The organism is Saccharopolyspora pogona, assembly GCF_014697215.1.
GTDB lineage: Bacteria > Actinomycetota > Actinomycetes > Mycobacteriales > Pseudonocardiaceae > Saccharopolyspora > Saccharopolyspora hattusasensis.
In genome coordinates this window covers 6,850,011-6,875,752 of record NZ_CP031142.1, presented here as the reverse complement: position 1 = coordinate 6,875,752, position 25,742 = coordinate 6,850,011, and the positions used below count along the sequence as shown (strand labels likewise).

Here is a 25,742-nt window from a genome sequence, read left to right as displayed (position 1 = left end):
AACAGTGTTGGATGCCCGCCGGGTCAGGGCAGGTGCGCGAGCACGTTGACCACGGTGCCGCTGGGGTCCTCCACGAAGAAGCGACGCACGCCCCACGGCTCGTCGGTGAGCGGATACACGACGCGCAAACCGCGGCGGACAGACTCGGCGTGCGCCGCATCAACTGCCGCCGGGTCGCCGACGTCGATCCCGAAGCGCGGCGCGGGGGCTTCCATGCCGCGTGGCGAGATGATCACTTGAGCCGTGGGGTTGTCCGGCGACCTCAGGCAGAGGACGGGATCTTCCATCGCGATCTCGAGACCGAATACCCCGACGTAGAAATCGCGCGACGCGGCGAGATCGTCCCCGTCGGCGTAGGGAAGGATTCTCCTGATCATCACCGCATTATTGTCGCCGTGCGCACCACCCGGCTTGGACGAATGGAAGCCCCACCACCAGCGGCACACTCCCTCGAACTGGGCCAGCCCCCGCTCGTCCGTCAGCTTCGCCCACGGCAGGATTCGAGTCCGATCTGGGAGACTTCGCTTCCGGCCATTTCCGGGGTCTTCGCCGTGACCTCGACGGATTCCGGTTGCGGACGCCGGTTTTAGCCCAGAGCGGGCCCTCGTGTCACCTTCGCCAGAACAGGTGGTGGGTCACGCCGCTCGGGCTGGGCACGACCTCGAGGTGGAACCGGTCGAGCAGCTCCTCGGGCGACTCCCAGAGCCGCACCCCGGATCCGAGCTCCACCTGCGAGACCACCACGTGCATGGTGTCGACGAGGCCGGCGTCGAGGAACTGCCGGATGGTGGTGGCCCCGCCGCCGAGCCGGACGTCCTTGCCCTGCGCCGCTTCCCGCGCCTGTTCGAGGACCGTGGCCGGATCGCCTTCGACGAAGTGGAACGTCGTGTCGGAGAGGGTGAACGACGGACGCTCGTGGTGGGTCATCACGAACACCGGCGTGCGGAACGGGGGCTCCTCGCCCCACCAGCCGCGCCAGTCGTTGTCCTGCCAGGGGCCGCGCTGCGGGCCGAATTTGTTGCGGCCCATGATCTCGGCGCCGATGTTACGGGCGTAGTCGCGCGTGAAGTAGTCGTCGAGGCCGCGGCTTCCGCCGGGGTCGGCGCGCATGGGCCAGCTCGCCGTGGCGCCGGCCCAGGAGAACATGTCGCCGGGGTCGGCGTGGCCGAACGGCCGCTCCAAGGTCTGGTGCTCACCGGCACCGAACCCGTCACGCGAGACGTTGAAGTTCTGGACTCTCAGCAGCTGTTCCACTCGGTTCCTCCTGGATTCTCGATGACGTTGAGACCGTCCGGGCCGGACGAACTCATCGGCGGAACCGGCCAATCATCGGTGACGCAGCCCACGCCGCAAGATTCCGCTTGCGGCGCCTGTTGCTGGCGTGATCTCCACCGCCCGCACCCGCCGGTCCCCGGTCGCCGCCACCAGGTCGCACTGCACCGCGGATGCACCAGCACGAGCAACGGGGGTTCGGCGGATCATTGCCGATCTTGCTCCCGCGAAGGACCGTCTTGAGGTGCTGCGTGCGATTCGGCAGCGCCTGCGTCGCCGGGTTCCCAGGGTGCGGTGGTCGCGGTGCGGTAGAACTCGGCCGCGGTGACGGTGGCGGGGACGCCGAGTTCGGCGGCGACCGCGGTGATCGCGGTGGCGCCGACGGCGAGGTCGGCTTGGCCGTCGGTGGTGAAGTGCGGCGCGATGAACGTCTCGTAGTGGGCTCGGACTTCGGCTGCGGTGTGCCGGCCGAGGAACGTCTGGAGGTGCCGCACCGTGGTGCCGGGTTCGTCGTGGATCACCTGCAGCGCGCGCCGGTGGGCTCGTACGACGGCCTGGACCGCGGGGTCGTCCGGGTGGATGCGGGTGGGGTCGACGGCCACGCCCACGGTGGGGATCTGGAAGTGGTCGCCGACCCAGGCCGGCACCTGCCAGCCGTGCTCGGCGGCTATCGCCTCCGGTGCCATCGTGCTGCCGACCAGGGCGGCGTCGATCTTGCCGTCGTGCAGCCAGCGCAGGTCCATGCCGTAGTCGCCGGGCGGGCGGACGGTGGTGCGGATGTCGCGGTCCGGGTCGAGGCCGTCCTGCCGCAGCACGATCCGCGCGAAGACCCCGGGTGCGGTGCGGGGGGCGTGCACGGCCAGCCGTCGGCCGGCCAGGTCGGCCAGGGAGGTCAGGCCGGGGCCGGCGAGGAACCAGAACAGCGGGCGGTGGGTGTTGACGCTGAGCGCGACCCAGGGGATGCCATCGGTCAGCCGGGACAGCAGTGCCCGGCCGAGCCCGATGGTGGCGCCGTGGCGCAGCCGCTCCTCGTCCCATGAGCAGCCGTCGCGCAGCGCGACGTGGACGCCCTCGTCGGCGTAGTAATCCTGCTGGTCGGCGATGTAGGCGACCAGTTCCTCGTGCAGGCCCCGCCCGACGTAGGCGAGATCGATCGTGTGCATGAACGCCTTCCCTTGAACGTGTCGCCGCGATCCGCCCGCGCGTGCCGCCCGGCTGCCGCGGGGCAAGGGACAGCGGGGCGGTCAGTACATGGACATCCCGCCATTGACCGCGGCCGTGGTACCGGTCATGAAGGAGTTGTCCTCGCTGGCGTAGAAGGCGACCGCTTGGGCGACGTCGCCCGTGCGCGCCAAGCGGCCCAGGGGGGTGGCGGCCACCTGCCGCTTCTTGAGCTCCTCGTCGAACACACCCACCATGCGGGTGTCCTCCACCGGGCCGGGCTCGACGACGTTGACCGTGATGCCCCGGGGGCCGAGTTCCTGGGCGAGGTACCGGGCGAACTGCGCCAGTGCGGCCTTGGCCGTGCCCAGTGCGATCATGCCCGCCCGGGGCCGGCGGCTGAGCCCGGTACCGAGATAGATGATGCGCCCCCAGCCCTGTTCGGTCATGGCGGGCAGGACGGCTTTGGTGACCGCGAACGCCGCACGCATCTCGGCGTCGAGCTTGCCGCCCAGTTCTTCCCACGTCATGTCCTGGAACGGCTTGATCGCGTACGGGGTGAGCGCGTTGTGCACGAGCACGTCGGTGCCGCCCCATGCCGCCTGGACCTGCTCGATCATGCGCTCGACCGCCGTTGCCTCGCGCACATCGGCCTGCACTGCCATCGCCTGACCGCCTGCGGCCTCGATGCCGGCCACGACCTCCTCGGCTGCCGTGCTGTTGCGGAGGTAGTTGACCACCACGCGCATCCCTCGCGCGGCCAGGAGGCGCGCGGTGGCCGCTCCGATTCCGCTGCTGGCCCCTGTCACCAATGCGACCCTGCCGGTTTCGCCAGTCACGGGCCCACCTCCTGCTCCTCATCGCGGGCCGTCGGCATGACCGCCCGGAGTTGCTCATCGCCGATGCCGGGGTGTGCCGAACGGATCGCCCCGCAGAGCATGGTGTCGACGGTCGCCCGCAGCAGATCGGCCCCGGTCCGGTCGGGTTCGCGCGGCAACTGCGAGGTGAGCAGCCGCTCCAACGCGATCCCGTTCAAGCAGCTCGGGCAGGCGCGAAGAACAGCCGGCTGGCCGTCTCCACGATCACGTCAGCACCCGCACCCTCGGAGACTCGAGGAACCGATCTGCGTCGTCGTCGAGCCGGGTCAGCGTGCGAGCCAGTCCCGGTAGGTGGTCTTGGCGATGACGGTGTCGTCCTTGGCGATCAAGGCGTCGCCCGAGGCGGCGGCGAACATGCCTACGCTGTCGTCGGTGATGACGGTGCGGTGGTCACCACGGGCGGCGAGGGTGATCGTGCCCAACTCGTCGAGCGCGAAGACCTCGGGCCCGGCGACGCCGTGGGTGCCCAGCAGCGGGGCACCCACGGCGACGTCGGCCACGGCCTGGGCGACGTCGGCTGCGGCCATGGGCTGGACGCGCGTGGTGGGCAGGCGAACCGTGTTCTCGTCGGCGGTCCAGGACAGCGCTGCGTCGATGAACTCGAAGAACTGCGTGGCGCGCACGATCGAGTAAGGCACGGGGCCGTCCTTGAGGAGATCCTCCTGCAGCACCTTGGCGCGGTAGTAGACCAGGTCCGGCACCTGATCGGCCCCCACGATCGAGAGGACGACCGCGTGGCCGACGCCGGCTGCCTTGGCAGCCGCCATCAGGTTGTCCATGGTCTTCTGGAAGAACTCGAGCGAGGCGTCGTCGAAGGTCGGCGAGTTCGTCAGGTTGACGACGACGCCGGCCCCGTCCAGCGCCTCGGACAGGCCCTGCCCGCTGAGCAGGTCCAGACCGGTGGACGGTGAGTGCGGCACCGCCTCGTGCCCGCTCGCGTTCAGGATCTTGACCACCTGCGATCCGATGAGCCCGGTCCCACCGATGACAGCGATCTTCATTTCTCCGACCTTCCCTGTTCTCGCGGGTGCGGCTGAGCGCGAGGTCAGTCCGTGCGCGGTGCCCGGCGGTCCGCGCGCCGGACGAGCTCTTCGTCGTCCACGAAGGTGAGCATGGGTTGGCCCGGTTCGCAGAGCATGGTGACGGTGAAGCGCACCGGGATGTCGGCGCGGTTGTTGCCGTCCTGGTAATGGATGACGTCGCCGCCCGGCTCCCAGAACGCCTCGCCAACCCGGACGACGCGCGCCGGCTCACCCTCGAGCTCGAACACCATCTCGCCCTCCAGCACGTAGCCGAAGGCCGGGCCGGAGTGCCGATGCGGAGGGTTGCCGGGGTCGCCCGGGGGGAACTCGACGACGATGGTCATCGCGTGCGCACCCGCCGGGATGAAGGGCGGCTCCGCCTCCTGCACCACGGTGATCGCCGACTGCCACCCGTCCGATCGTGGCTTCTGCCCGGCGGTTGTCGACTCGATGTCCGACATGGAAAGACCTCCCTGAGCGGGAACGGGGCTTCGGAAAAGGCCCGCACGGACCTCCAGATGAGGAAAGTTCAGCTACCCGTCCCACGCCGCGGGTGCCGTCGCCACCACCTCCTTCCCTGCGAGGTGCCGTGGTTGAAGTGCAGCATCGCGCCCGGCGGCGAAGGCAGAGGCGGAGGTCATCGCTGCGGCTGGTTGAGCCGTCGATTGCTCAGGACGTGGAGCCGGGAGACCGCCGACGCCGTTGAGCGCGTCCTGGAAAGCTAGGCCCGATCGTTTTATGCACGTGAAGTGCACGCACGATCTTCAGGAAAGCCAGTGGCCGAGGTGATCCCCCGTTGGAGATCACTCCCCAGGCTCCACCACACGCGGCCGGCACCGCGAGAGGTCCGCGTCGTCACCAACGAATCCAGAAAGAAACCTCGTTCGGTGTCGATCAGTGGCCGTTGATGACGTTGTACATGCTGACTTTGGCTGCTCCAGCCATCCGCGAAAAGTGCGCTGAACTGATCCCGCCGATCGACCGCCGGTGACTTTCCGTGGCCTGGGCAGCTCCCCTACCGCCGAACACCCACAATGTTGAACGTGCGTTCGAGTGCTCGCCGTCGGCGACCCGGGCGCGGGCTTCGGTTCATCGTGGCTAAAGGCGATCTCCATCGCGCTTCTCACGATGGCACTCAGGCGTGTGGGTTACCATTGTGTAACAAACCGGCCAAACCCGACATGAGGACTGTATGCCTGATGCCACGCAACGCGATATGAACGGCGCACAGTGTCACCGAAAGCTAGACCCTGCCGAGCTCCGGAACACCCGCTTGAGGCTGCTGCGCGAAGCATACCGGCGTGGCGGAGACCACACAGCTGTCCTGTTCGATACTGAGTTCTTGGGCGATGCCGACAAGCCCACGGTTATGGAAGCGATCCTGCGGGCTGCGCTCACGAGCGGCGGTGCTGACTTCTGTGATCTGCAAGTACACGATCGGCAAGAGGGTGCACTGCGGATCCGGGCACAGCACGGCTTCAGGCCCGCGTTCCTGAGCTTCTTCGCAACCATCACGACCGGCCATCCCACCGCCTGCGCCAAGGCACTGGTCACCCGCACGCCTGTTCTGGTCGACGATGTCACCCGCAGCCCGATCTTCGTCGGACAGCCGACGCTGGCCCCGATTCTCGACGCCGGGACCCGCTCCGTCGCCTCGTACCCGCTACTGGACGGGAGACCGCAGCCGCTCGGTGTACTGTCGTTGCACTACAGCCGCCCTGGGTTCGGACGCGGAGCCCCCGAACTCGTGGCACTCGGCGCCGCCACGGCACTCAAACACTTTCCTCCCGACGGAGATGGCCCCGGCCACTGGTATAACTTCACACTGTGACGGCTTCCGTCACGGCTCACCCACTTACTAGCGCCGCTTCCGGCCGAGCAACATTGCAGTGCCTGGGGATCGAACCCAGAACCCGCGGATCTCGTTTCCCTGATCTACAAGGCTTTCCGTTGTCTGCCAACATCTTTGGTTACCTGCACGATTCTCGGATGCGTACTTTGCTTTCCCTGCCGAATTTTGACGTTGGTTGCGGATGATTCTTGGCAATTACTTGGCAACCGGGTTCAGGACCACGTACAGGGTCCCAGTTGATGCTTGCTCCCGGACAGCACCTGGAGCTTCGGCGCTGCCGGGCGGAGCATCACTCGGGGAGACCTTCCTCGTCGATCTTGATCACGTGGCCCGGGTCGAACTTCCGAAGGCGGGAGGCAAGGCGTTGCGCCTCGCCCCATGAGAGAGCCACCGTGCCGCTTAGAGTGGTCAACCGCCGACGTCGCTGTCGTTTCGGGTGACCTTGATGAACCCGGTCAGAACCCCTTGGGCATCGCACTGGGCTGTGATCACCACGTGCGCCCAGAACTGAGTGCCGTCCTTACGCACCCGCCAGCCGTCATCGACATAAAAGCTCGCCTCGGCTGCCCGCTCCAGCTCCGCCTGCGGATACCCGGCAGTGGCCCGATCCGCCGGGTAAAAAACCGAGAAGTGCCGACCGATGATCTCATCGGGTAGGTAACCCTTCATGCGCTCGGCGTCCGCGTTCCAACTCGTGACCATGCCGTCCGTATCGAGCGCGAAGATCGCGTAGCGGCGATTCGTTGACGTGGCCGCCCCCTCAACTTCCAAGCTTGATTCCAGGCCTACCAGGAACCCCGATCGTTACCTTGCCCATACTGCGCCCGGAACGCGATCTTTTCCCGGGGCTTTCATCCTGGTTTCACCGACCTGCGAGCCGCTCGCACCCCAATCCCAGCCCGCTGTGGCGGATGCCGCGACCACGCACCGGACGTCGTTTCGTCGGTCCCAGTTTGCTCAAACAGTGACATACTGGACATCAGAGAGATCGGGTGTGGTCCTTATGCAAGGTCGCGGCACCTCCAACCAGCGGCAACCGTGGGGAAGCTCTAGGGCGTGCGACAGCCTCGGCAACCTCGACGCGGCACTTCAGGGCCATCCGGCGATCGAGCAGGCCAAGGGCATGCTGAAGCTGGCCTTCGGATTCGATGACCACGACGCACTCGAGCTGCTTGCCGGGATGTCGCAGGACACCGGTACGGACATGCGTGACGTGGCTCAGACGCTTGTAGAGCGGGTCACGGGCGCAGCGAGCGCGTCGACCGTGAAGAGCGTAAGCGCCCGTGTCCTTGAGGAGTGGAACCGACTCAAAGAAACCTAACCCCCGCCTTGCAAAGGCGATCAAGTGGACTCGTCTAGCTCGGGCTAGCCACTGCCGCCGGCGACTCCTGTGCACACTCATCTCTGAGCCACCGCCGCCGTACGCGCTCTTCGGCATGAGCGGACATTCCCGTACGTCCGCCTGACCGAACCAGACAACGCCGTTGAAGCCTCTTCGTTATAGCTATGCCGATCAGCCGTCAGTACTGCTGCCGGACTCCAGCAGCGGTCGGCACTTAGATCAGCTCCGTCATCTGATCGACGATGCCTGTCGGCCGGTATTTCATGAACTTCTCGCGCTTTCCGGGCTTGTTCGCGTACGCGATGCTCTTGGATCCGGCGCGTTGTGCGGCTTCGATGTCGGTGGCCGAGTCGCCAACCATGACACTGCTTTCAGGTGGGACGCCGAGGAAGCTCATCGCCTGCAGCAGAAGGTACGGCGGCGGCTTGAGTTCGTCGACATCGGCACTTGCGCGAGCGGAGACGCCGGCGACCATGTGAGTCAGGCCGTGCGCTCCAAGGCGCTCCGTGACCCGTCGAACACGCGGCGTGTCCTCCGCGAGATTCGTGGCAGTGAGGGCTTCGCCTGGGTCACCTCGCACGTGTTCCGCAAAACTGCCGCGACGATCCTCGACGAAGCGGGGCTGACTGCCCGGCTGATCGCGAACCGGCTCGGGCACTCGCGGCCGTCCATGACGCAGGATGTGTACATGGGTCGAGCGGCAGTCAGCAGGGACCGCTGACGCGCTGGAGGCGGCGCTCGGTGCACGCGGCCAGTAGTTTTGTGTGGGAAAGGTGTGGCTCGCGGTGCTCCAACAAGAAACCCCAGGCCGTGTGACCTGGGGTTTTTGTGGGTCGCCAGGGGATCGAACCCTGAACCCGCGGATTAAAAGTCCGCTGCTCTGCCAGTTGAGCTAACGACCCGCGTGCACAAGGTTACAAGGTCCGGTCGATCTTGTGCCGTGATGGTCGCAGCTTCTTCGCCGATGAAGATCACACCGCGGGCGGATCACCCGTCGGCGCGTGAGGGTTTCCCCTCCTTCCGCCCGTTCCGCGCGGCGGACCCGCCGGGCGAGTCACTCTCGGCCTGATGTCGCAGATCGTCCACTGGCGGGTGTGGGGCGGTGCCCTCCTAAGGCCCCGGACGGCGCTGCCGACCCGAACGAGATCGGTCGGCATCTGATCTGCAGGTCAGAACATGGTTGATTTTTCTTCCACATCGCTCGGAGCAACCTCGGCTCCAGACGCACGTCTTCAGGACGAAAGCGAGAAACGCTCAAGGGCTAGACGAAAGGGAACAGCATGTTGGTCAACCGGACTCGGACGTTGGGCGCGATCGCTGGACTGCTCGGCGGTGCTCTTCTGCTCGCCGGATGCGGTCAGCCGGCAGCGGCCCCGGCTGCGCAGGACGGCGCCACCCAGGCCGCCGGGGTCGCACCCGGTGGATCACCGATCCAGGCCGGCGGCTCCACCAGCACCCACAGCGATCAACAGCACACCGACGGCGACGACAGCCGCCAGACCGCGAGCACCGACGCCAACCGGCAGCCCACCAGCACCAACGGCGCACGTCAGCCCACCGGCACCGAGTGCTCGGCCAAGGACTTCAAGGTGGACCTCAACGTCCAGCCCGGCCGGCCCGGCGTCCTGCTGATGGCCGTGTCGAATACGTCCCAGAAGGTCTGCAAGCTCAACGGCTGGGCGAACGTCGCGCCCGTGGACATGTCCGGCGCCCCGCACACCGACGTGCCGGTCCAGAAGGTCGAGATCCCGGGCGGTCCGACGGAGTTCAGCCTCGCCCCGGGCCAGACCGGCTTCGCCGGGGTGCTCATCGAGCGGGGCGACAAGGCGGACCCGGACACCGTGGTCGCGACCGGCTTCAACGTCACCCTGCCGGGCGCTGGCGGGCCGGTGAACGCGAACATCATCGGCACCGACGGCACCCAGACAGACAACGGCAGCCTCTACGCCGAGTTCCCGGTCAAGGCGATGAAGGTCGGCACCCTCCAGCCCGTCTCCCAGGGCGTCACCGTCTTCGACTGATCCGAACGGTGCGAGGCGCCCCCCGGTCGAGTTGCTCGGCCGGGGGGCGCCTCACTTCGGTCAGACGGCCGTGCAGGTGGCGCGGCTCTGGGAGGCCGCGATGTGGGCGCCCTCGCCGTCGGCTCCGCCCAGTCCTCGCCGCGGTTGCGCAGCTTGACCGACAGCTTGCCCTGGTCGATGGCGTACTCCCCGAGGTCCACCCACTTGCCCCGGTTGGCGACCTGCTTGATGTCCTCCACCCCGACGACGTTCGCGCCGCCCTGCTCGAAGGAGTTGAAGATCGAGTAGTGCCCGGCGGTCGCTCCGACGTTGCGGCGGTCGCTGTCGTTCGGGATGTAGACCGAGGGCTTGCAGCTGCCGACCGTCACCCTGTCCGACACGTCGAAGGTCCACTTGGCGAAGGAGCCGGAGTCGGACGTGCCGGCCTTGCCGGACATGGGCTTCGCCGCGACGCAGGCGGAATCGGTTGATCTTGGCACATCGCACTTTCCCCATTGGACGGTCCGACTGGCGGCTACCGCAACGCACCCACCGCGGCCCTGGGAGTCGGGTACGAGTCGGTCACGCCGTCGGCGTGGACACCACCTGCCGGTGGTGTGCTTTCCTTCGTCGCGGGGCCGCTGGGGGGGAACGCACCTGTTCGACGGATCGGCAGCGACGACCTGGAAGCGCTCAGCCGCCCAGTTCGGGGCCAAACCTGCCGCTGCACGCGGGATGGGGCTCGGCCGTCGGCGCGGCGGAAGCGGCAACGCAGGACGCCGCACCGGGCGCGAGCGAGGACGAGGTGTACGGGGCGGAGAACGGAGCGTTCACCGCCAGCGGTGGATGCGGCGAGGGGATCGTTCAACCCGCACGGGAAGTTCTCCACATCGACGGGCGTCTACCTGGACAAAGCCCTGAACGTCCCGTGGCGGGACAAGGACACGTCCCAGCCCGGCCCGAACCCGAGCGAATCCCCGTCCCGCCCCAACGCCCCGGTCTCGACGACGTCGGAACCGCCGAAGCTCCCGGAAGCGCCAAGGAGGACTGGACCGCCTGGACCGGCGAAACCATCAAAGCGCTGAACCGCTAGCCACCTGACGCCGTTGAGGGTCGTGAGTGCTTGATCCGGCAAGAACCGGTTTTCGCACTCACGACCCCATCGCACGTGGCGACGGCCAGGACCTTACTGCTGGAACCGGTCGGCCTTGACGGCGGCGACGAACGTCGACCACTGCGCGCGATCGGCGGTGAAGTACCCGGCGGCGCGGTCCTTGCTGTCCCGGACCGCCGCGCCGTCTTGGATCCGGCCAACCTCTAAGCACGCAGTGTTGTTGCTGGAGTAACGGGACTTGCGCCATCCAGCCGACTGTTCCATTACTGTGCGTTCTCCTCGGCTCTAACGGTGCATGCAGCGATTAACTCCATCGAGTCGTCGGGAGTCATCGATGCAGCTCCGAGGGTACTCAGTGCTTCCGAATAGGTGGTTACGACACCAGGTGAGGTGAGAAACGCGGCGAAGCCGAGGTGCTCAAGATGCACCAGTGGCGGTGCCTTCGGGAACTCGAACAGCATGAACTGGCCGCTGTGCGCTGGCGTCCATCGCGGCGGCAGCATCGAGACGATCCGAATGGTCACGTTGCCGAGTTCCGCGATCTTCTGCATGTGGCGGTACTGGTCGGCCATCGCCTCGGGACCCACGATTGGTGCGGTCAAGGCACTTTCCAAAATCAGGGCCTCAAAGGTAGGAGCCTTCCGCGAGCTGAGGAGGTCTCGTCTGGAAGCACGCATCGCAACACGCGTTTCGAGTTCGCTCGGCGAACAGTCGACCATGACAGCGCGGGTGTACTCCGGCGTCTGCAGGCAGGAAGGTTCACCGGGCTTTGGCGGGGAAGGCGTTGGTGCGGGCCGCGATCGTGGTTGCCAGGACCGGCAGCAGGAGGAGCAGGAGCGCCCAGGGGAAGGCTGCCGGGCCCAGTCCGGCCAGGACGAGGCCGCCGATCACGCCGCCTGCTGCCATGGCCGCGTTCCAGAGGGTCACCAGCATCGCTTGGGCCGGGTCCGCCGCTTCCCCTCCGGCGTTTCCCACCGCCGTTTGGAGCAGGGTCGGGACACCTCCCCAGCCCAGGCCCCACAGAGTCACCGCGACGTAGACCAGGGTTGGGTTTTCTGCCAGGAGCGCCAGGAACGTGGCCGCGAGCGCAACCAGGATCGTGCTGGCGATCGTCAGGGTTCGCAGCCGGCGGTCGATGTGGGCGCCCACGATCCAGATGCTCACCATCGATGCGATGCCGAAGATCAGCAGGACCAGGTCGACGGAGCCGCCCATGCCCAGCCCAGCGAGGAAAGTGGCGATGTAGGTGTAGAGGATCGTGTGGGCCAGCACGAAGACCAAGGTCACGAACATGATCGGTGCCACGCCGGGGACACCGAGGGTCCTGAGGATCGGGATCGCGCCGCCCTGCCGCTGCCCGGGAAAATCCGGGACCAGCGCAACGATCCAGGCGATCAGGACGACCGCGAGCACCGACATGACCGAGAACGTCACCTGCCAGCCCAGCAACCCGCCGACAAAGGTCCCGGCCGGCACGCCCAGCGAAAGCGCGAGCGGAATTCCCGCCATCACCACCGCAATCGCCTTGCCCCGCAGGTGTTCCGGCGCCACGCGGCGGGCATAACCCGCCAGCAGCGCCCAGACCACGCCCGCCGCCACGCCGGCGACGAACCGGCCCACCATGGTCAGCGGGAAGTACGTCGAGACTGCCGTGACCGTGTTGGCGACCGCGAACCCCGCCACCCCGACGAGCAGCAGGCGCTTGCGCCGCCACCCCGCCGTGGCCGCGGAAAGCGGGATCGCCGCGACGGCCGTCCCGATCGCGTAAATCGTCACTGCCTGCCCCATCGCGGACTCGCCGACCCCGAGGTCGGCGCTCATCGCGGGCAGCACACCAGCGGGCAGCGCCTCGGTCAGGACCGTGATGAAAGCGGCGGTGGCCAGCGCCAGCAGCGCGCGCAGCGGAAGTCGTCCAGCATCCAGGAGTTGCGTGCTGCGATCAGTCATGCCGCATATACTCAAACCATCACACTGATGTGAAGGTCAAACCGACTGGACGTGAGGTCGAGCACATGCGCATCGGAGAGCTGTCGGAACGCACCGACACATCCCGCCGACTGCTGCGCTACTACGAGGAGCAGGGCCTGATCGTCGCGAACCGCTCCCCGAACGGCTACCGCGACTACGACGAGTACAACGTGGACCGCGTGCTGCAGATCCGCGGGCTGCTCGACGCCGGGCTGCCGACCCGCATCATCAAGCAAATCCTGCCGTGCCTGGACAAACCCCGTGTCATCTACTTCCCAGACGCGACACCGGAGATGATCGACACCCTGGAACTCGAACGCGACAGAATGACCGCCCGAATCAGGTGTCTGACCCGGAACAGGGACGCCGTAACGGAATACCTCGACGCGGTCCTGGAATACCGCCACACCGGCGAGATCCCGACCCCAGTCCAGTCGGGTCAAGGGTGAAGGGCGCCTTTGGGGCAGTCAGGGAAGTGGTGAGGCCGGGATGTGTTCGGGGCGGGCCGATCCTGTCGACGCGGCGAAACGGCGTGACGGTCGTGTGGCTGGGGCGATTTCGCGCGAAATCGTCACCTTGCCGGCGTGGCGAGCGGCGATTTCGCGCGAAATCGCCGCCACTGCCGTAGGGCCGCCGTCTCACTGGCATGCGAACGAGTTCCCAAACAGCCCCTACAGCCGCCCAAAGCACTCACGAGGCACCCATACACAGCGTCATCCGCCGCCTTCAGCCTCACACGATGTGGCAATCCAAAAGAGACAGTTGCTCGCGAAAGCGGTTAAGCCGCGTGAGAAAAGTGCTCCGCATCCAACTGCCAACGACCGCCGCTGGCGGAGTCCGGGTGGCAGTCACCTCTTGGACTCCGCCAGCGATACTGCATGTCCTGCGCGCAGTTCCGAGTCAGGCGAAGGCGCAGTTCACGGTAGGCGCGGCCACAGTGCCTCCCGCGTTGCAGACCAGCGTGCGATCAGCCTCGAGCGGGCCGTATGCGTTCACGAGCTTGCCGTTCACGGAGAATTGCACCGTCGTGAAGCCCTCGGCCTGCACCTCGCGGGCGGAGTTCGGCTCCATGACGGAGGAGAAGCCGTCGCCGTTGCCGTTCAGCACGGTGTACTCCAGTGCGTAGTCGGCCGAGCTGATCCGCAGTTCCGGCGCATTCGCCGCGGGAGCGGCGGCGGCGAATGCGCCCGTGCCGACCAGTGCTCCCGCAGCCAGCAGTCCAGCGATCATTCCGCGCTTGCCGAAGGTGAAGTCTTTCACTAGTTATCTAGTGGAATATCTAAAAGGTAGCAGTGGTGCGGATCGCTGACAAGGCCGGGTCCGGAAATCCGGCGGAAAGAGCACCGACGGGATGGTCACGCCAGCAGACGCCTCACCAAGAGCAGAACGAGCCGATTCGCGTCAGCAGCGCGGAAGGGCTCTCGCACGGGGCGACGCGGCAACACACGTGCGAAGCTGCCGCTGGATGCCCGAAAACAGCGAAACCCCGCCAACCGCCGGCTCGGCGCCGGGGATCAGCGGGGTTGGCGAGTGGTACTCAGGCTCCCGCGCGTGCGCGATCGGCGCGCAGGTAACCGGTCACGAGCGATTCCAGGTCGAGCTGTTGCGACTCCCATCCCGGGGCGAGCACCCCGGGGTCGCGCACCAGCATCCGCTGCTGCCGCCCGGATTTCCTCGCGTGCACGACCGTCCCGGCCTCCGGGGGCCCCGCATCGGCGGGCCCCACCAGGTCGCGGTGCTCCTCGAGAAGTTCGTCGACGTCGCCGTCCAGTTCCACGCTTCCCCCTGCAGCAGCAGGAGGTGGTCGCACACCTCGCGCAATTCGCCGAGCAGGTGCGAGGAGATCACCACGGTCATCCCGCGGTCCGCGACGTCGGCCATCACCAGCCTGATGGTCTCGTCCCGGGCCAGCGGATCGAGGTCCGCGAGCGGTTCGTCCAGCAGCAGCAACCGCGGCTACCGCCCCAGGCACAGCGCCAGTGCGAGCTTGGAGCGCATGCCAGGGGACAGCGAGTCGACCCGGGCGCCGACGTCCAGCCCGCCGAATGCGGCCAGCGCCTCCTCGACGCGCTCCTGCGACCAGCGGCGGTTCATCTTCGCCGCCGCGCGGACCATCTCCGCGACCGTGAAGTTGCCGTACAACGGGCGACGCTGCGACAGGTAGGCCGCGTCCGGGTGGATGCGGCCGCGCACCTTGTCGCCGAACACGCGCACGGCACCCGACGACGGCTCAACCAGGCCCGCCGCCAACGCCAGGAACGTGCTCTTGCCCGCACCGTTGGCACCGACCAGCGCGACCACCTTGCCTTCGGGGAGCTCGACCGTGCAGTCCTCGATCCCCCGACGGTCTCCGTAGCGCTTGAACAAACCGATAGTGCTCAGCGCGCTCATGATGGGCGTTCCAGTCCTCCGGTCGGGAAGTACTCGTCACGGACGGCAGCGAAGAGCGCATCGACCTCTTCGACCATGAGCCCGCCGCTCCTGGCACGGCTCATCCAGTCCGCCAGGTCGCGCCGCATCGGGGCCTCGACCGAGGTGCGGTCGCTTGCCAGCGAGCGAGTCACGAAGGTACCGACCCCGCGCCGAGCCTCCACCAGGCCGTCCCGCTCCAACTCGCGATACGCCTTCAGCACCGTGTTCGGATTGACCGCCGTGGCCTCCACCACCTCGCGCGCGGTGGGCAACCGGTCACCGGGCCCCAGCAGGCCCAACCGCATGGCCTGCGTGACCTGCTGAACGATCTGCATGTACGTGGAGACCCCGGAGCGACGGTCGATCCGGAACTCGATCATACCGCCCAGCATAAGGGCCGCCATCGCCTAAGTCGCAGGCTACGCAGCGTTATCAATGCTGCCTGCGCAGCGTCCACGCGGTTCCTCCGAGCAGCAGGACCGCGACTGCGCCAAGAACGCCGAACTCGATCAGCTGCAGCATCGGGGCGTACGAGGCCGGAACGACCTCAGCGTACTTGCCGATCACCCCGTGCTGCGCATAGCACTGAGCCAGGTCGAAGGTCGAGGCTGAACCGCCGCCCCGCACACCGCGGGATCGAAACCGCCTTCCGGTATGGCCCGCCCGTCGGCACCCAGGTAACCCACCTGGACAACTTCGTCCAAACCGGACGCGGCAGCACTCATCGGGTCGTCAGAGGTCCGCAGCTTCGACGGCACCAGCGACGGTCCCACCACTGCGACGACCCCGCGCGCCGCCACCAGCCCGGCCAGGGTGCTGATCATCGCCGGCAGCGACCGCCCCAGCACCGTCCCCAGCAGCGCGCCTGCCGCGTAGCCGGAAACACCAGTCACTGCGCGAAATGACCGTCGTATCCCAGTTCACGTGACAACACCGCCCCCACGCGGTCATGCGCTCGATCCGGACCACCGCCGAACGCCGGTTTCGACGAATCGGTGATAACCGGCAGAATCAGCGTCGATTCAGACAGTCACCACGAAGGACAGATAACCCATGCCTCACCAGCGCACCCGACTGACCGGTTCGATCTTCGGCCTGTGCACGGCCGCAGCGCTCCTTGCCGGCTGTGGCGGTGGCCAGACCCCCGCCCCCGGCCAGCAGAGTCCGCAGCCGCCGGCTTCCCAGGAGCACGGCCAGCACGCCGCGGCCAGGCAGACGTCGGCGACCTTCGAGCCCTACAAGGAGGGCGCCACGGCGATCACCTACGACCCCGCGCAGGTGCCGCCCGGCTCCCGCATCGACCTGTCCTCGGAGCGCGTCAACGGCCACACCAAGATCACCGTCAAGACCGAAGGCCTGCAGCCGAACCGCGACTACGGCGCCCACGTGCACACCAAGCCCTGCGGCCCCAAGGGCGACGACGCGGGCCCGCACTTCCAGGAGAAGGCCGACCCGGTCAAGCCGTCGGTCGACCCGGCCTACGCGAACCCGCAGAACGAGGTGTGGCTGGACTTCCACACCGACGCCCAGGGCAACGGCACGGCCACCACCGAGGGCAACTGGTCGTTCGACTCCCGGCAGGACGCGAAGTCCTTCGTGATCCACTCGATGCACACGCACACCGAGCCCGGCAAGGCGGGCACGGCGGGTGACCGCCTCGCCTGCACCAACGCCACGTTCTGACCAACCCCGAAGGGCGCCTCCGACCGCACGGGCCCGGGGCGCCCTTCGTACTACGCGATTCTTTAACTGATCGGTCAATTAATTTGCTAGGCTGGTCGTCATGGCACGGAAGGTCGACCCGGCACGGTCAGCAGCGCGACGCGAGGCGATCACGCAAGCGGCCGCGAAGCTGTTCGCGGAGCGCGGCTTCGAGAACACCTCCGCGGCGGAGATCGCGAAAGCCGCGGGCCTCAGCTCGGGCAGCGTTTTCTACTACTTCACCGACAAGCGAGCGCTGTTCCGCTCGGTCTTCGAGCGCGACCTCCCGATGTCCCGCGAGCTGGTGCAGCGCTGCACCGCCGGCGAAGATCCGGTGACGTCGATCCTGGCGATGGTGGACGAGCTGGCCGTCGAGGCGATGGACCCGATCGCCCCGGGAATACTCGTCGAAGTTGTGCGGCAAGCGGGCAAGGATCCCGACCTGATGCGGGTGATCGCCGAGAACACCGCGATCCTGCACGAGGGATTCGCGGCGCTGGTCGAGCGCGGCATCCGCACCGGAGCCATCGACCCGGCACTGAACCCGCGCGAAACAGCGGAGTGGATCCAGGTCGTCATCGACGGCGCCTTCCTCAACGCCGACCCCGACCGGGACCCGCGTCCGATGCTGCGCCGGATCGTCACGAGGTTCCTCTCCCGACCGCGCGACCTCGCTGGAGAACCCGCATGACAACCACCGAAACGTCCATGACCCTCCGGATGCCCAACGCCGTCCTGTGGCTGCTGGGGATCGGCTGCGGCGCAGTGGGCTTCGGCCTGGGATTCCTGGTCAAGCCGCTGGTGCAGTGGATCCTCGACGCCGTGGGCGACGCCCCTGGCCCGCTGCGGGTGGCAGCCGCCCTACCAACGGTCTGGGCAAGGGACGGAACCCAGCAATACCGCCGAATCCCACCCACCGGCTGATCGGCGATCGCGATCACCCGCGGGACGAGCCCCCAACGCCCCGCCGCGGCGTGGCAGCCCGCAACAACCGGAGGACGGCGAGAGCCCGTCCGCCTCGCTTCCCCGGAATCAGCACCGCGACGACCCCGGCGAGCAGGAAGACCAGCGCCGACGGCCCGTACCGGAGCAGCAGGGCCACCGTCGCGATGGGTAGCGGAGCGCTGAGCAAGCGCTTGGACGAGGGGGGACATGGCGCGTTCTCCCTCGAAGGACGAGGAGAAACGCCCGCGGCGTGCGACACGCGCCCTCCTTCGCCACGTAGAAGGAGGAACGCCTGCACCTCCACGGCCAGCCGACCCCCGGTTCCGGCCACCGAGTCAGGAACAGACGGTCTCGGACGACGACAGTCTGGTACCGGGAGACCAACTATGCCTATACGCCGTCCGGAGCACGGCAGCGGGAAAGTCCGCGATGCGGGGCAGCCGTTCGATCGCTCCGCCAGCGCCGCCGGACTCAGTTCTTCTCACCGGTGCCATCAAAATTGAACGCCCCTGCTTGTTCAGCGTCCACCCTCGCGGACCAACTGATCGATCACCTTGTCGATCGACTTGTGGTTGTGCCGCTTCCCCATGCATTCCCCAGTCAGCAGCCGGACGAGCAGCCGACGATGATCGTATGCGATGGGGGTCACAGTTCTTCGGCGCCCGGACCGGCGCCCGCAACACAGGTCACGGCCGATCGGGACCCGGCGTCGGGGACAATGGGCGGCGATGACCGCGCTCGATTCGCCTCCCGCCTCGGCCTCCGCGGCCGCGCCCTCGCTGAAGATCGGCCCCTACGCCGTCGATCCGCCGGTGGTGCTCGCGCCGATGGCCGGGATCACCAACGTCGCCTTCCGGCGGCTCTGCCGGGAGTACGGCGCCGGGTTGTACGTCTGCGAGATGATCACCAGCCGGGCCCTGGTCGAGCGGCACCCGAAGACGCTGGAGATGATCACCTTCGACGCGGACGAGCACCCGCGCTCGATGCAGCTCTACGGCGTCGACCCCGTGACCATGGGCAAGGCCGTGCAGATGATCGTCGACGAGAACCTCGCCGACCACGTCGACATGAACTTCGGCTGCCCGGTCCCCAAGGTGACCCGCAAGGGCGGCGGTTCCGCGCTGCCGTACAAGCGGCGGCTGTACGCCGACATCGTCTCGGCCGCCGTCCGCGCCGCCGAGCCGGCGGGCATCCCGGTCACCGTGAAGTTCCGCATCGGCATCGACGACGATCACATCACCTACCTCGACGCGGGCCGCCTCGCCGAGGAGAACGGCGCCGCGGCGGTCGCGCTGCACGGCCGCACCGCCGCCCAGCGCTACTCGGGCACCGCGGACTGGTCCGCCATCGCCCGGCTCAAAGAGCACGTCCGCACCATCCCGGTGCTCGGCAACGGCGACATCTTCAGCGCCGGCGACGCGCTGCGGATGATGGCCGAGACGGGCTGCGACGGCGTCGTCGTCGGCCGCGGCTGCCTCGGCCGCCCGTGGCTGTTCCGCGACCTGCAGGCCGTCTTCGCCGGTGAGCCCATCCCGGCCGGCCCGGCGCTGGGCGAGGTCGCCGCGGTGCTGCGGCGGCACGCCGAGCTGCTGGCCGACCACATGGGCGAGGAGAAGGGGCTGCGCGACCTGCGCAAGCACATGGCGCAGTACCTGCGCGGCTTCCCCGTCGGCTCCGACCTGCGCCACCAGTTCGGCCTGGTGTCAAGCCTGGCCCAGCTCGACGACCTGCTGGCCCAACTCGACCCCGACGTGCCGTTCCCGGCGGACGGCGAGGGCCCGCGCGGACGCCAGGGCTCGGCCGGCCGGGTCGTGCTGCCGGAGGGCTGGCTGGACGACCCGGACGACGTCACGGTGCCCGCCGGCGCGGAGATCGACAGCAGCGGCGGCTGAGTGACCGCGAGACCGCAACCCGTTGCGACGGGCCGAATTCGCCACCAGCCGGCCGTCCTCATCGGCGTGTCGGCGGTGCTGTTCGCGGCCGGATGTGCCGCGTCGGCAACCGAATCCGAACCACTGCGACTGTCCAAGCAGTACTTCGCGGACAACAACACCGCTGCTGCACAAGGACCTCAGGCGCAACAGGAGTTCTTCCGCCGCACGCAACATCCCGATTTCCTGGACGAGAACTGCGAACTCGGGGAGACGACCGTCGAAATCGATCCGGCAATGCCGACGCTACGGCCGGATCCGGAATTCGCCCCGGACGGAATCCGACCGCGCGGCGAGATCTGGGCCATCGGAGTGGAAGTGACCACCCGAACGGCGGGCAGCGTCACAGGACATCAGATCGGTTCGCTACACCTGGTGCTACTGGACGGTCGAATACACGGGTTCGCGCCTTGCCCGACCAGATAACTTGCCCGACCAGATAACTTGCCCGACCAGATAATTGGTTGCGCGATCAAGGGCTCGTAACGCGAAGTGTGGGGAAACCGATAAAGTTGCGATGCGGTGATGAAAAACACACACTGGTTTGCTCGTCCGTGCGGGTGGGTCCGATCCGTTTCGCTTCCACATCCACCCCTCCGCCCGGTACACATCCTAGGCAGCTGAAGATTCGAGCGGCGCTCGTCAATTCAGACCAGGCCAGGGTCAGCCGGTTGAGCGAATTAGGGCGGCGCGCGAGTCAGACAAACTCAAGCGATCCGTCCCACCCGACGACACCACGGACGGGAGGTGAGTGCGATGACCGGACTGCGCAACGGTTTCGCCGGGCCGGAGCCACTGCGTGACGACGACCCGCCAACCGTGCTGCCGCCCGGCCGCCGCACCCGCCAGGATCTGGCCAACGGGACCGGGATGGCGGAGCTGCACGAGTCGATCGCGGGCCTGCTGGCGTCGCAGGGCCAGTGGCGGCAGGCGTACCACCACCTGCGGTCGGCCTTGAACCTGATGTCCACAACGGACACCCCGCGGGTGCCGGAGCAGCTGCGGCACGAGGTCAACCGGCTGCGCCGCGAGCACGCCGAGGCCCGCGAGCAGAGCCTGCGGGACACGCTGACCGCCAGCTACAACCGCCGCTACCTCGACGAACGACTGGCCGACCTGCTGGCCGAGCACGCCGGGACGAACGACGGGCTGGCCGTGGCGCTGGTCGACCTGGACTGGTTCAAACAGGTCAACGACACCTACGGGCACCTGCTCGGCGATCGGGTGCTGCAGCGCGTCGTCGACCTGCTGCAGGAGGCGCTGCCGACCGGCGCGTTCTGCGCCCGCTACGGCGGGGAGGAGTTCGTCCTGGTCCTGCCGAACATCGAGCCGGCGGCCGCGGTCGCGGTGTGCGAGACGGCCCGTTCCCGGGTGGAGCGGTTCCCGTGGGCGCAGATGGCACCGGGGTTGCGGGTGACGATCAGCGCCGGGGTCGCGCACGAGCACGCCACGGCCGGTTCCGCGCCGGTGTCGGCCGAGCAGCAGTTGATCAGCGCGGATGCGCTGCTCTACGCCGCGAAGCAGTCGGGGCGCAACGCGGTCGCGCACCGAACGGGGTCCGACGTCCGATTGGCCGGAATTGCGGCCGGGCGGCGCGGCACGATCCCGCGGACGGTCGCCGGTTACTGATCGCGATCACCCAGGAGCACTGGGTGTATTTGAGTTCGTTTATGCCGGTCAACCGGCTTAGCACAGATGGTCGTATTGGACGAGATATCAGGTAGGATCGTGCACTGATTGTGAAGAAATTGTCGCTCACTATCGTCAGTTCGGGCGATCGGCCGTACTATCTCGGAGGCGCCGACCGATACGCGTCGGGGGGTATCGAGCGCGTCGGCTTACTCGTAGACCGTTGGCTTTCGCAGGTGGGAGGGAAAACGCGTGCCGCAAGACCCCCGGCATGGTGAATTCGGGCACCGGCGTTCCCGCCCGGACGAGGACGCCGCCGATAGCGACACCTCCGCATCGACCGGTCGGCGTCGGCGCGCGTTGAGCGACGACGGCACCGGCGGCACCCGCGTCATCGACCTGCTCTCCAAGCACGGCAAGACCCCGAGCAGCGGCACCAGCCGCCGGCGCGCCGCCGAACCGGAACCCCCGCAGGCGTCGCAGCCGCCGCAGGCGTCGAAACCCCGCCGCGCCGCCGAACCGCCCAAGCATCCCGCCAGCCCGGCCGCCCGGCCCGAGCCGCCGGCTTCGCCGTCCGGCTGGACCGCGCCGGAGGGCGCTCCGCGCCGCTCCCGCTCCGCGCCGCCGAACCACCCAAGCACCCCGCCGGCTACGCCGCCGGGCTGGGCGCCGCCTGCGGCGGGCCCTCCCTCCGCTCAAGCGCCGAACGGCAAGCCGCGGCAGGGCCGCCGCCGCGCTCTCCCCGACGGGCCTGCACTGCCCGCCGACGCCCCCGCTGGCCGCGCTCGACCGAATCCCGGCGGTGCCGCCGCGGCCTTCGCTGGTGGAGCCGCCGCGCGCAACGGCGCTCCGGCTGAGCCGCCCATGCGCAACGGCGCTCCCGCCGAGCCGCCCATGCGCAACGGAGCCGAACCGCCAGCTGCCGAGCCGACCAGGATCACGCAGGCGCTGACCGGTGAGCCCGCCCGGGCGAAGCCGCCGCACCGCGCGCCGCGACCGCCAGCGGCGCGCCCGGTGCCACCGGCCGTCGAAGCGGACCTGGAAGCCACCACCCAGCATCCCGCCATCCCCGCCGAGCCGCCGAAGGCCGAGCAGACCGCGATGGTCGCGCGGCCGAAGCAGGCCGAGCAGACGGCGATGGTCGCGCGGCCGAAGCGCAAGCCCGCCGGCGACGAGAAGACCACCTTTGCCAGGCCGGTGGCTCCGCCGGTCGCGGACGCCGAAGAGACCGCCATCGTCGCGCCCGCGGTCTCCGGCGACGCCGACGCCTACGACGAGTTCGAGCAATTCGACGAGTTCGATGACGACGCCGAAGAGGCCGATGACAACGTCGAGGAGCGCAAGAACGACATCAAGGAGATCGACGCCACCCTGGCGCGGTTCTCCGCCGTGCACGACGAGATCGCCGCCGAGGAGGCGGCCCGGCGCAAGAAGTACGCCTGGCTGCTGGGCAAGCGCCGGGAGCCGGAGCTCGGCACCGACATCCCGTTCGATTTCGTCGAGGGCCGGGACGGCCAGTCCCGGATGGAGTGGAAGAAGAAGCAGCGCAAGCGCCGCACGAACCTGATCGTGATGGCCGTGGCGATGGCCGCGTCGCTTACCGTGTTCCTGACCCTCGGCATCGCCTGGGGCGCGAGCACGATCTGGGGCCCGCCGTCCGTCCAGGCGCTGGACCCGAACTCGGACGCCATCAAGGACGTCGCCAAGCAGACCGGTGACCAGAACTTCCTGCTGGTCGGCTCGGACACCCGGGCCGGGGCCAGCGCGGAAGACGGCGTCGGCAGCGAGCAGGATGAGCCGGGGGCTCGCGCGGACACCACGATCATCGCGCACATCCCGGCCGACCGGAGCCGCGTGGTCCTGGTGTCGTTCCCGCGCGACCTCAAGGTCGACATGCCCGCCTGCGAGCGCTGGGACTCGACCACCGGCAAGTACACGGGCGAGCGGGTTCCGGCACGCAAGGACGTGCGGCTGAACTCGGCCTACGCGGTCGGCGGCCCGCTGTGCACGACGAAGGTCATCCAGCAGATCTCCGGGTTGCGCGTGAACAGCTTCCTGGGCATCGACTTCCAGGGCTTCAAGTCGATGGTGGACGCGGTGCAGGGCGTCGAGATCTGCACCGAGAAGCCGATTATCGACACCACCCTCGGCACCGTGCTGCCCCAGGCGGGTCGGCAGACCCTCACCGGCGAGCAGGCGCTGAACTACGTGCGCGCCCGGCACGTCAAGGGCGACCCCACCTCGGACTACGGCCGGATGCAGCGCCAGCAGCTGTTCCTCTCGGCGCTGCTGCGCAAGGCGATGTCCAGCCAGGTGCTGCTCGACCCGGGCAAGCTGGGCGACTTCGTCAAGGCGGTCAGCGCGAACACCTTCGGCGAGAACATCGGCGTGGACCGGCTGATGGACCTCGGCCAGCAGATGCAGGGCCTGGACGCCAGCCGCGTCACCTTCATCACCGTGCCGACCACCGGCTACGCCGACGAGAACGGCATGGAGATCCTGCGGGAAGCCGACACCAAGGCGCTGTTCCAGGCGATCCTCGACGAAGCCCCGATCATGTCGGGCAGCGGCGGACCTGCTGCCCTCACCACGCCCAGCGGTGGGGGTGCCGCGGCGACGATGAACGACGTTCGGCAGCAGCCTGCGGACCCGAACCAGCCGCCTGCCGTCCCGGACGGTCTGTCCACGGTGAACGCGGGAACCGACATCTGCGGCTGACCGCCGGGCGGCCGAACCGGTTCATAAGGGGCCGTTCACCCCTGGTTCACCATGGGTCATTCTGTCCGATTCCGGCTCGAAGTACCCTGGACGACATGCGTGAGGTCTACCAGGAACAGCTCGGCAAGCTCGCCGATGAACTCGCTTCGATGTCGGCCATGGTCGGCACGGCCATGGAGCGCGCCACGAAGGCTCTCCTGGAGACCGACCTGGAGCTCGCAGAGCAGGTCATCGAGGAAGACGTCCAGGTCGACGAGGCGCGCGCCCGGGCCGAGGAGCACGCCTTCGGGCTGCTGGCCCTGCAGGCGCCGGTGGCCGGCGACCTGCGCACGGTGATCTCCACCATCCACGCCGCCGAGGACCTGGAGCGGATGGGCGACCTGGCGCTGCACGTGGCCAAGACCGCGCGCCGCCGCCACCCGAACGCGGTGCTGCCGCAGGACGTGCAGCCGTACTTCGCCGAGATGGGTCGGATCGCCGTCAAGCTGGCCGGGCGGGTCCGCACCGTGATCCGCACGCAGGACGTCGAGGCCGCGCGCGGGCTCGAAGAAGACGACGACGAGATGGACGACCTGCACCGGCACCTGTTCACCGTGCTGATGAGCCCGGAGTGGTCGTACGGGGTGGCGGCCGCGGTGGACGTGACGCTGCTGGGCCGGTTCTACGAGCGGTTCGCCGACCACGCGGTCTCGGTGGCCCGCCGGGTCGTGTTCACCGTGACCGGAAAGATGCCGACCGGCTGAGCCGTTCTCGCAGGTGACGGGCGGTTCGACCGGCGAAGTACTAATACTCGGTCTCAGTACTCGATGTTGCGATCATCGTGTGCGATCCTCGTTCGGGTGAGAAGGTTCCGAACCGCGTCCGGCGGGGTGTGCGGTGCGTAAGAGTCCTACCGTGCATCGACGGCGGCTGGGCAGCGAGTTGCGGCGGCTGCGCGAATCCGCGGGCCGCACGCACCGCGAAGTCGCCGCCCACCTGGACTGCTCCCAGGGCAAGATCAGCCAGATCGAACTCGGCCGGGTGCCGGTGCGCACCTCCGACGTGCGATTGATGGCCGAGTTCTACGGCGCCACCAGTGACCAGCTCTCGGCGCTGGTGGACCTCGCGCAGGATTCCAAGCAGCGCGGCTGGTGGCAGCAGTACCCGAGCACCGCGCAGCGGCCCGGCCTGCAGACCTACCTCGGCCTGGAGACCTCGGCGAAGGCGGTGAGCTGCTACGGCGCGGATCCGCCGCCGGAGCTGCTGCAGACCGCCGAGTACAGCCGGGCGCTGCTGACCGCGGGCGCGCAGGTCTACCGCCCGGACGAGCTGCAGGAGCGGCTGACGGTGATATCCACCCGGCAGCAGCGGCTGCTCGGGGAGAACCCGCTGGAGCTGTGGGCGGTGCTCGACGAGTCCGCGCTGCGGCGCGCGGTCGGCGGCCCAGGGGTGATGCGCCAGCAGCTTGAGCACCTGGTGCTGCTGGGCTACCGGCGCAACGTGACCATCCAGGTGCTGCCGTTCCGCAGCGGCGGGCACCCGCTGATGGGCGACCGGATCGCGGTGTTCTCGTTCCCGGACGACGCCGACCCGCAGGTCGTGCACCTGGGCGACTCGGCGAACTCCCGGTTCCTGGACAAGGCCGAGGACACGGCGGACTACCTCAAGTCCTTCGAAGAGGTCTGCACCCGGGCCCTGAACCCCAAGGACTCCAGCGCCTTCATCTCCGCCATCGCCGACGAATCCCCGGCGTAGGTCGGGCGTAGGTCGGGCGTAGGTCGGGCGTAGGTCCGCAATTTCAATGAGGTGATCTCAGTA

34 protein-coding genes and 1 tRNA gene are annotated in these 25,742 nt (G+C 68.2%); 14 read left to right on the top strand and 21 right to left on the bottom strand.

Annotated features, from left to right (window positions below):
• Window positions 1-23: 23 nt before the first annotated feature.
• From DL519_RS32145 to DL519_RS32115, 7 genes are all read right to left on the bottom strand, one after another.
• On the bottom strand, window positions 24-377 hold the full coding sequence (locus DL519_RS32145; protein ID WP_190820383.1) for a VOC family protein: 354 nt from the start codon (window positions 375-377) through the stop codon (window positions 24-26).
• A 232-nt stretch (window positions 378-609) separates the two neighbouring features.
• Entirely contained in the window at window positions 610-1,254 is a 645-nt protein-coding gene (locus DL519_RS32140) for a dihydrofolate reductase family protein (protein ID WP_190820381.1), read from the bottom strand.
• A gap of 224 nt (window positions 1,255-1,478) precedes the next feature.
• On the bottom strand, window positions 1,479-2,435 hold the full coding sequence (locus tag DL519_RS32135; RefSeq protein WP_190820379.1) for an ABC transporter substrate-binding protein: 957 nt from the start codon (window positions 2,433-2,435) through the stop codon (window positions 1,479-1,481).
• Between the two features lie 81 nt (window positions 2,436-2,516).
• The gene (locus tag DL519_RS32130; RefSeq protein ID WP_190820377.1) at window positions 2,517-3,272 is read right to left on the bottom strand and encodes an SDR family NAD(P)-dependent oxidoreductase; all 756 of its coding nucleotides are present in this window, start codon (window positions 3,270-3,272) and stop codon (window positions 2,517-2,519) included.
• Window positions 3,269-3,469, bottom strand: a complete 201-nt coding sequence (locus tag DL519_RS32125) for a hypothetical protein (RefSeq protein ID WP_190820376.1) — start codon at window positions 3,467-3,469, stop codon at window positions 3,269-3,271. Before DL519_RS32125 ends, DL519_RS32130 begins: the two co-directional genes overlap by 4 nt.
• A gap of 108 nt (window positions 3,470-3,577) precedes the next feature.
• Window positions 3,578-4,312: an SDR family oxidoreductase gene (locus tag DL519_RS32120; RefSeq protein WP_190820374.1), complete on the bottom strand. Its 735-nt coding sequence runs from the start codon at window positions 4,310-4,312 to the stop codon at window positions 3,578-3,580.
• Between the two features lie 44 nt (window positions 4,313-4,356).
• Window positions 4,357-4,794, bottom strand: coding sequence for a cupin domain-containing protein (locus tag DL519_RS32115; protein ID WP_190820372.1), 438 nt, complete (start codon window positions 4,792-4,794; stop codon window positions 4,357-4,359).
• A gap of 812 nt (window positions 4,795-5,606) precedes the next feature.
• On the opposite strand from DL519_RS32115, the gene DL519_RS32110 reads away from it, so the two are divergent.
• Entirely contained in the window at window positions 5,607-6,164 is a 558-nt protein-coding gene (locus DL519_RS32110) for a GAF domain-containing protein (protein ID WP_190820370.1), read from the top strand.
• 429 nt (window positions 6,165-6,593) lie between these two features.
• On the opposite strand, the gene DL519_RS32105 is transcribed toward DL519_RS32110, so the two are convergent.
• Entirely contained in the window at window positions 6,594-6,956 is a 363-nt protein-coding gene (locus DL519_RS32105; protein WP_223839823.1) for a PAS domain-containing protein, read from the bottom strand.
• 232 nt (window positions 6,957-7,188) lie between these two features.
• Between DL519_RS32105 and DL519_RS32100 the strand changes: the two genes are divergently transcribed.
• Entirely contained in the window at window positions 7,189-7,506 is a 318-nt protein-coding gene (locus DL519_RS32100; protein WP_190820368.1) for an ANTAR domain-containing protein, read from the top strand.
• A gap of 235 nt (window positions 7,507-7,741) precedes the next feature.
• Here the strand turns inward: DL519_RS32100 and DL519_RS32095 are convergent, their stop codons facing one another.
• Entirely contained in the window at window positions 7,742-8,002 is a 261-nt protein-coding gene (locus tag DL519_RS32095) for an HAD family hydrolase (RefSeq protein WP_190820367.1), read from the bottom strand.
• Here DL519_RS32095 and DL519_RS32090 point away from each other — a divergent pair, their 5' ends adjacent.
• On the top strand, window positions 8,003-8,248 hold the full coding sequence (locus DL519_RS32090; protein ID WP_317891406.1) for a tyrosine-type recombinase/integrase: 246 nt from the start codon (window positions 8,003-8,005) through the stop codon (window positions 8,246-8,248).
• A gap of 108 nt (window positions 8,249-8,356) precedes the next feature.
• Here DL519_RS32090 and DL519_RS32085 read toward each other — a convergent pair.
• Window positions 8,357-8,429: transfer RNA gene (locus DL519_RS32085), tRNA-Lys, on the bottom strand.
• Window positions 8,430-8,807: 378 nt separating this feature from the next.
• Here DL519_RS32085 and DL519_RS32080 point away from each other — a divergent pair.
• A complete protein-coding gene (locus tag DL519_RS32080; protein ID WP_190820366.1) occupies window positions 8,808-9,548 on the top strand; it encodes a DUF4232 domain-containing protein in 741 nt (246 codons plus the stop codon).
• On the opposite strand, the gene DL519_RS32075 is transcribed toward DL519_RS32080, so the two are convergent.
• The 4 genes from DL519_RS32075 to DL519_RS32060 form a co-directional block, all read right to left on the bottom strand.
• A complete protein-coding gene (locus DL519_RS32075; protein ID WP_190820364.1) occupies window positions 9,470-9,985 on the bottom strand; it encodes a hypothetical protein in 516 nt (171 codons plus the stop codon). The two genes, DL519_RS32080 and DL519_RS32075, sit on opposite strands and share 79 nt — an antisense overlap.
• Before the next feature lie 728 nt (window positions 9,986-10,713).
• Window positions 10,714-10,905, bottom strand: coding sequence for a DUF397 domain-containing protein (locus tag DL519_RS32070; RefSeq protein WP_190820362.1), 192 nt, complete (start codon window positions 10,903-10,905; stop codon window positions 10,714-10,716).
• Complete coding sequence (locus DL519_RS32065; protein ID WP_223840401.1) at window positions 10,905-11,390, bottom strand: DUF5753 domain-containing protein; 486 nt, start codon at window positions 11,388-11,390, stop codon at window positions 10,905-10,907. The genes DL519_RS32070 and DL519_RS32065 overlap by 1 nt, the downstream gene beginning before the upstream one ends.
• A gap of 10 nt (window positions 11,391-11,400) precedes the next feature.
• Window positions 11,401-12,588: an MFS transporter gene (locus tag DL519_RS32060; RefSeq protein ID WP_190820359.1), complete on the bottom strand. Its 1,188-nt coding sequence runs from the start codon at window positions 12,586-12,588 to the stop codon at window positions 11,401-11,403.
• Window positions 12,589-12,653: 65 nt separating this feature from the next.
• On the opposite strand from DL519_RS32060, the gene DL519_RS32055 reads away from it, so the two are divergent.
• Entirely contained in the window at window positions 12,654-13,058 is a 405-nt protein-coding gene (locus DL519_RS32055; RefSeq protein WP_190820357.1) for a MerR family transcriptional regulator, read from the top strand.
• A 451-nt stretch (window positions 13,059-13,509) separates the two neighbouring features.
• On the opposite strand, the gene DL519_RS32050 is transcribed toward DL519_RS32055, so the two are convergent.
• The 6 genes from DL519_RS32050 to DL519_RS32035 form a co-directional block, all read right to left on the bottom strand.
• Window positions 13,510-13,869: a hypothetical protein gene (locus DL519_RS32050; protein ID WP_190820355.1), complete on the bottom strand. Its 360-nt coding sequence runs from the start codon at window positions 13,867-13,869 to the stop codon at window positions 13,510-13,512.
• Between the two features lie 277 nt (window positions 13,870-14,146).
• Window positions 14,147-14,386 carry a hypothetical protein gene (locus tag DL519_RS47515; protein ID WP_223839821.1) on the bottom strand — a complete coding sequence of 80 codons (240 nt, stop codon included), beginning with the start codon at window positions 14,384-14,386 and terminating at the stop codon, window positions 14,147-14,149.
• Window positions 14,387-14,565: 179 nt separating this feature from the next.
• Complete coding sequence (locus tag DL519_RS47510) at window positions 14,566-15,000, bottom strand: ATP-binding cassette domain-containing protein (RefSeq protein ID WP_223839818.1); 435 nt, start codon at window positions 14,998-15,000, stop codon at window positions 14,566-14,568.
• Complete coding sequence (locus tag DL519_RS32040) at window positions 14,997-15,401, bottom strand: GntR family transcriptional regulator (RefSeq protein ID WP_190820353.1); 405 nt, start codon at window positions 15,399-15,401, stop codon at window positions 14,997-14,999. Before DL519_RS32040 ends, DL519_RS47510 begins: the two co-directional genes overlap by 4 nt.
• 52 nt (window positions 15,402-15,453) lie before the next feature.
• Window positions 15,454-15,588: a hypothetical protein gene (locus tag DL519_RS49090; RefSeq protein ID WP_263399742.1), complete on the bottom strand. Its 135-nt coding sequence runs from the start codon at window positions 15,586-15,588 to the stop codon at window positions 15,454-15,456.
• Window positions 15,585-15,914, bottom strand: a complete 330-nt coding sequence (locus DL519_RS32035; RefSeq protein ID WP_190820351.1) for a hypothetical protein — start codon at window positions 15,912-15,914, stop codon at window positions 15,585-15,587. Before DL519_RS32035 ends, DL519_RS49090 begins: the two co-directional genes overlap by 4 nt.
• Window positions 15,915-16,074: 160 nt before the next feature.
• Here DL519_RS32035 and DL519_RS32030 point away from each other — a divergent pair, with 160 nt between their 5' ends.
• The 3 genes from DL519_RS32030 to DL519_RS32020 all read left to right on the top strand — a co-directional run bounded on the left by DL519_RS32030 (window position 16,075) and on the right by DL519_RS32020 (window position 17,646).
• Window positions 16,075-16,704, top strand: a complete 630-nt coding sequence (locus tag DL519_RS32030; protein ID WP_190820349.1) for a superoxide dismutase family protein — start codon at window positions 16,075-16,077, stop codon at window positions 16,702-16,704.
• A 100-nt stretch (window positions 16,705-16,804) separates the two neighbouring features.
• Window positions 16,805-17,413 (top strand): TetR/AcrR family transcriptional regulator, encoded by a 609-nt coding sequence (locus DL519_RS32025; RefSeq protein ID WP_190820347.1) that lies wholly within the window; start codon window positions 16,805-16,807, stop codon window positions 17,411-17,413.
• A complete protein-coding gene (locus tag DL519_RS32020; protein WP_190820345.1) occupies window positions 17,410-17,646 on the top strand; it encodes a YqeB family protein in 237 nt (78 codons plus the stop codon). Before DL519_RS32025 ends, DL519_RS32020 begins: the two co-directional genes overlap by 4 nt.
• A gap of 13 nt (window positions 17,647-17,659) precedes the next feature.
• Here the strand turns inward: DL519_RS32020 and DL519_RS32015 are convergent, their stop codons facing one another.
• Entirely contained in the window at window positions 17,660-17,926 is a 267-nt protein-coding gene (locus DL519_RS32015; RefSeq protein ID WP_223839816.1) for a hypothetical protein, read from the bottom strand.
• Window positions 17,927-18,395: 469 nt separating this feature from the next.
• On the opposite strand from DL519_RS32015, the gene dusB reads away from it, so the two are divergent.
• The 6 genes from dusB (at window position 18,396) to DL519_RS31985 (ending at window position 25,679) form a co-directional block, all read left to right on the top strand.
• The gene (gene dusB / locus DL519_RS32010; protein ID WP_190820342.1) at window positions 18,396-19,559 is read left to right on the top strand and encodes a tRNA dihydrouridine synthase DusB; all 1,164 of its coding nucleotides are present in this window, start codon (window positions 18,396-18,398) and stop codon (window positions 19,557-19,559) included.
• Complete coding sequence (locus tag DL519_RS32005) at window positions 19,560-20,024, top strand: hypothetical protein (protein WP_190820340.1); 465 nt, start codon at window positions 19,560-19,562, stop codon at window positions 20,022-20,024. It abuts the gene before it with no gap.
• 330 nt (window positions 20,025-20,354) lie between these two features.
• Window positions 20,355-21,227, top strand: a complete 873-nt coding sequence (locus DL519_RS32000; RefSeq protein WP_190820338.1) for a GGDEF domain-containing protein — start codon at window positions 20,355-20,357, stop codon at window positions 21,225-21,227.
• A gap of 252 nt (window positions 21,228-21,479) precedes the next feature.
• Entirely contained in the window at window positions 21,480-23,945 is a 2,466-nt protein-coding gene (locus DL519_RS31995) for an LCP family protein (protein ID WP_223839815.1), read from the top strand.
• A 95-nt stretch (window positions 23,946-24,040) separates the two neighbouring features.
• Window positions 24,041-24,688 (top strand): phosphate signaling complex protein PhoU, encoded by a 648-nt coding sequence (gene phoU, locus DL519_RS31990; RefSeq protein ID WP_190820336.1) that lies wholly within the window; start codon window positions 24,041-24,043, stop codon window positions 24,686-24,688.
• A gap of 133 nt (window positions 24,689-24,821) precedes the next feature.
• Entirely contained in the window at window positions 24,822-25,679 is an 858-nt protein-coding gene (locus DL519_RS31985) for a helix-turn-helix domain-containing protein (protein ID WP_223839813.1), read from the top strand.
• Window positions 25,680-25,742 lie beyond the last annotated feature (63 nt).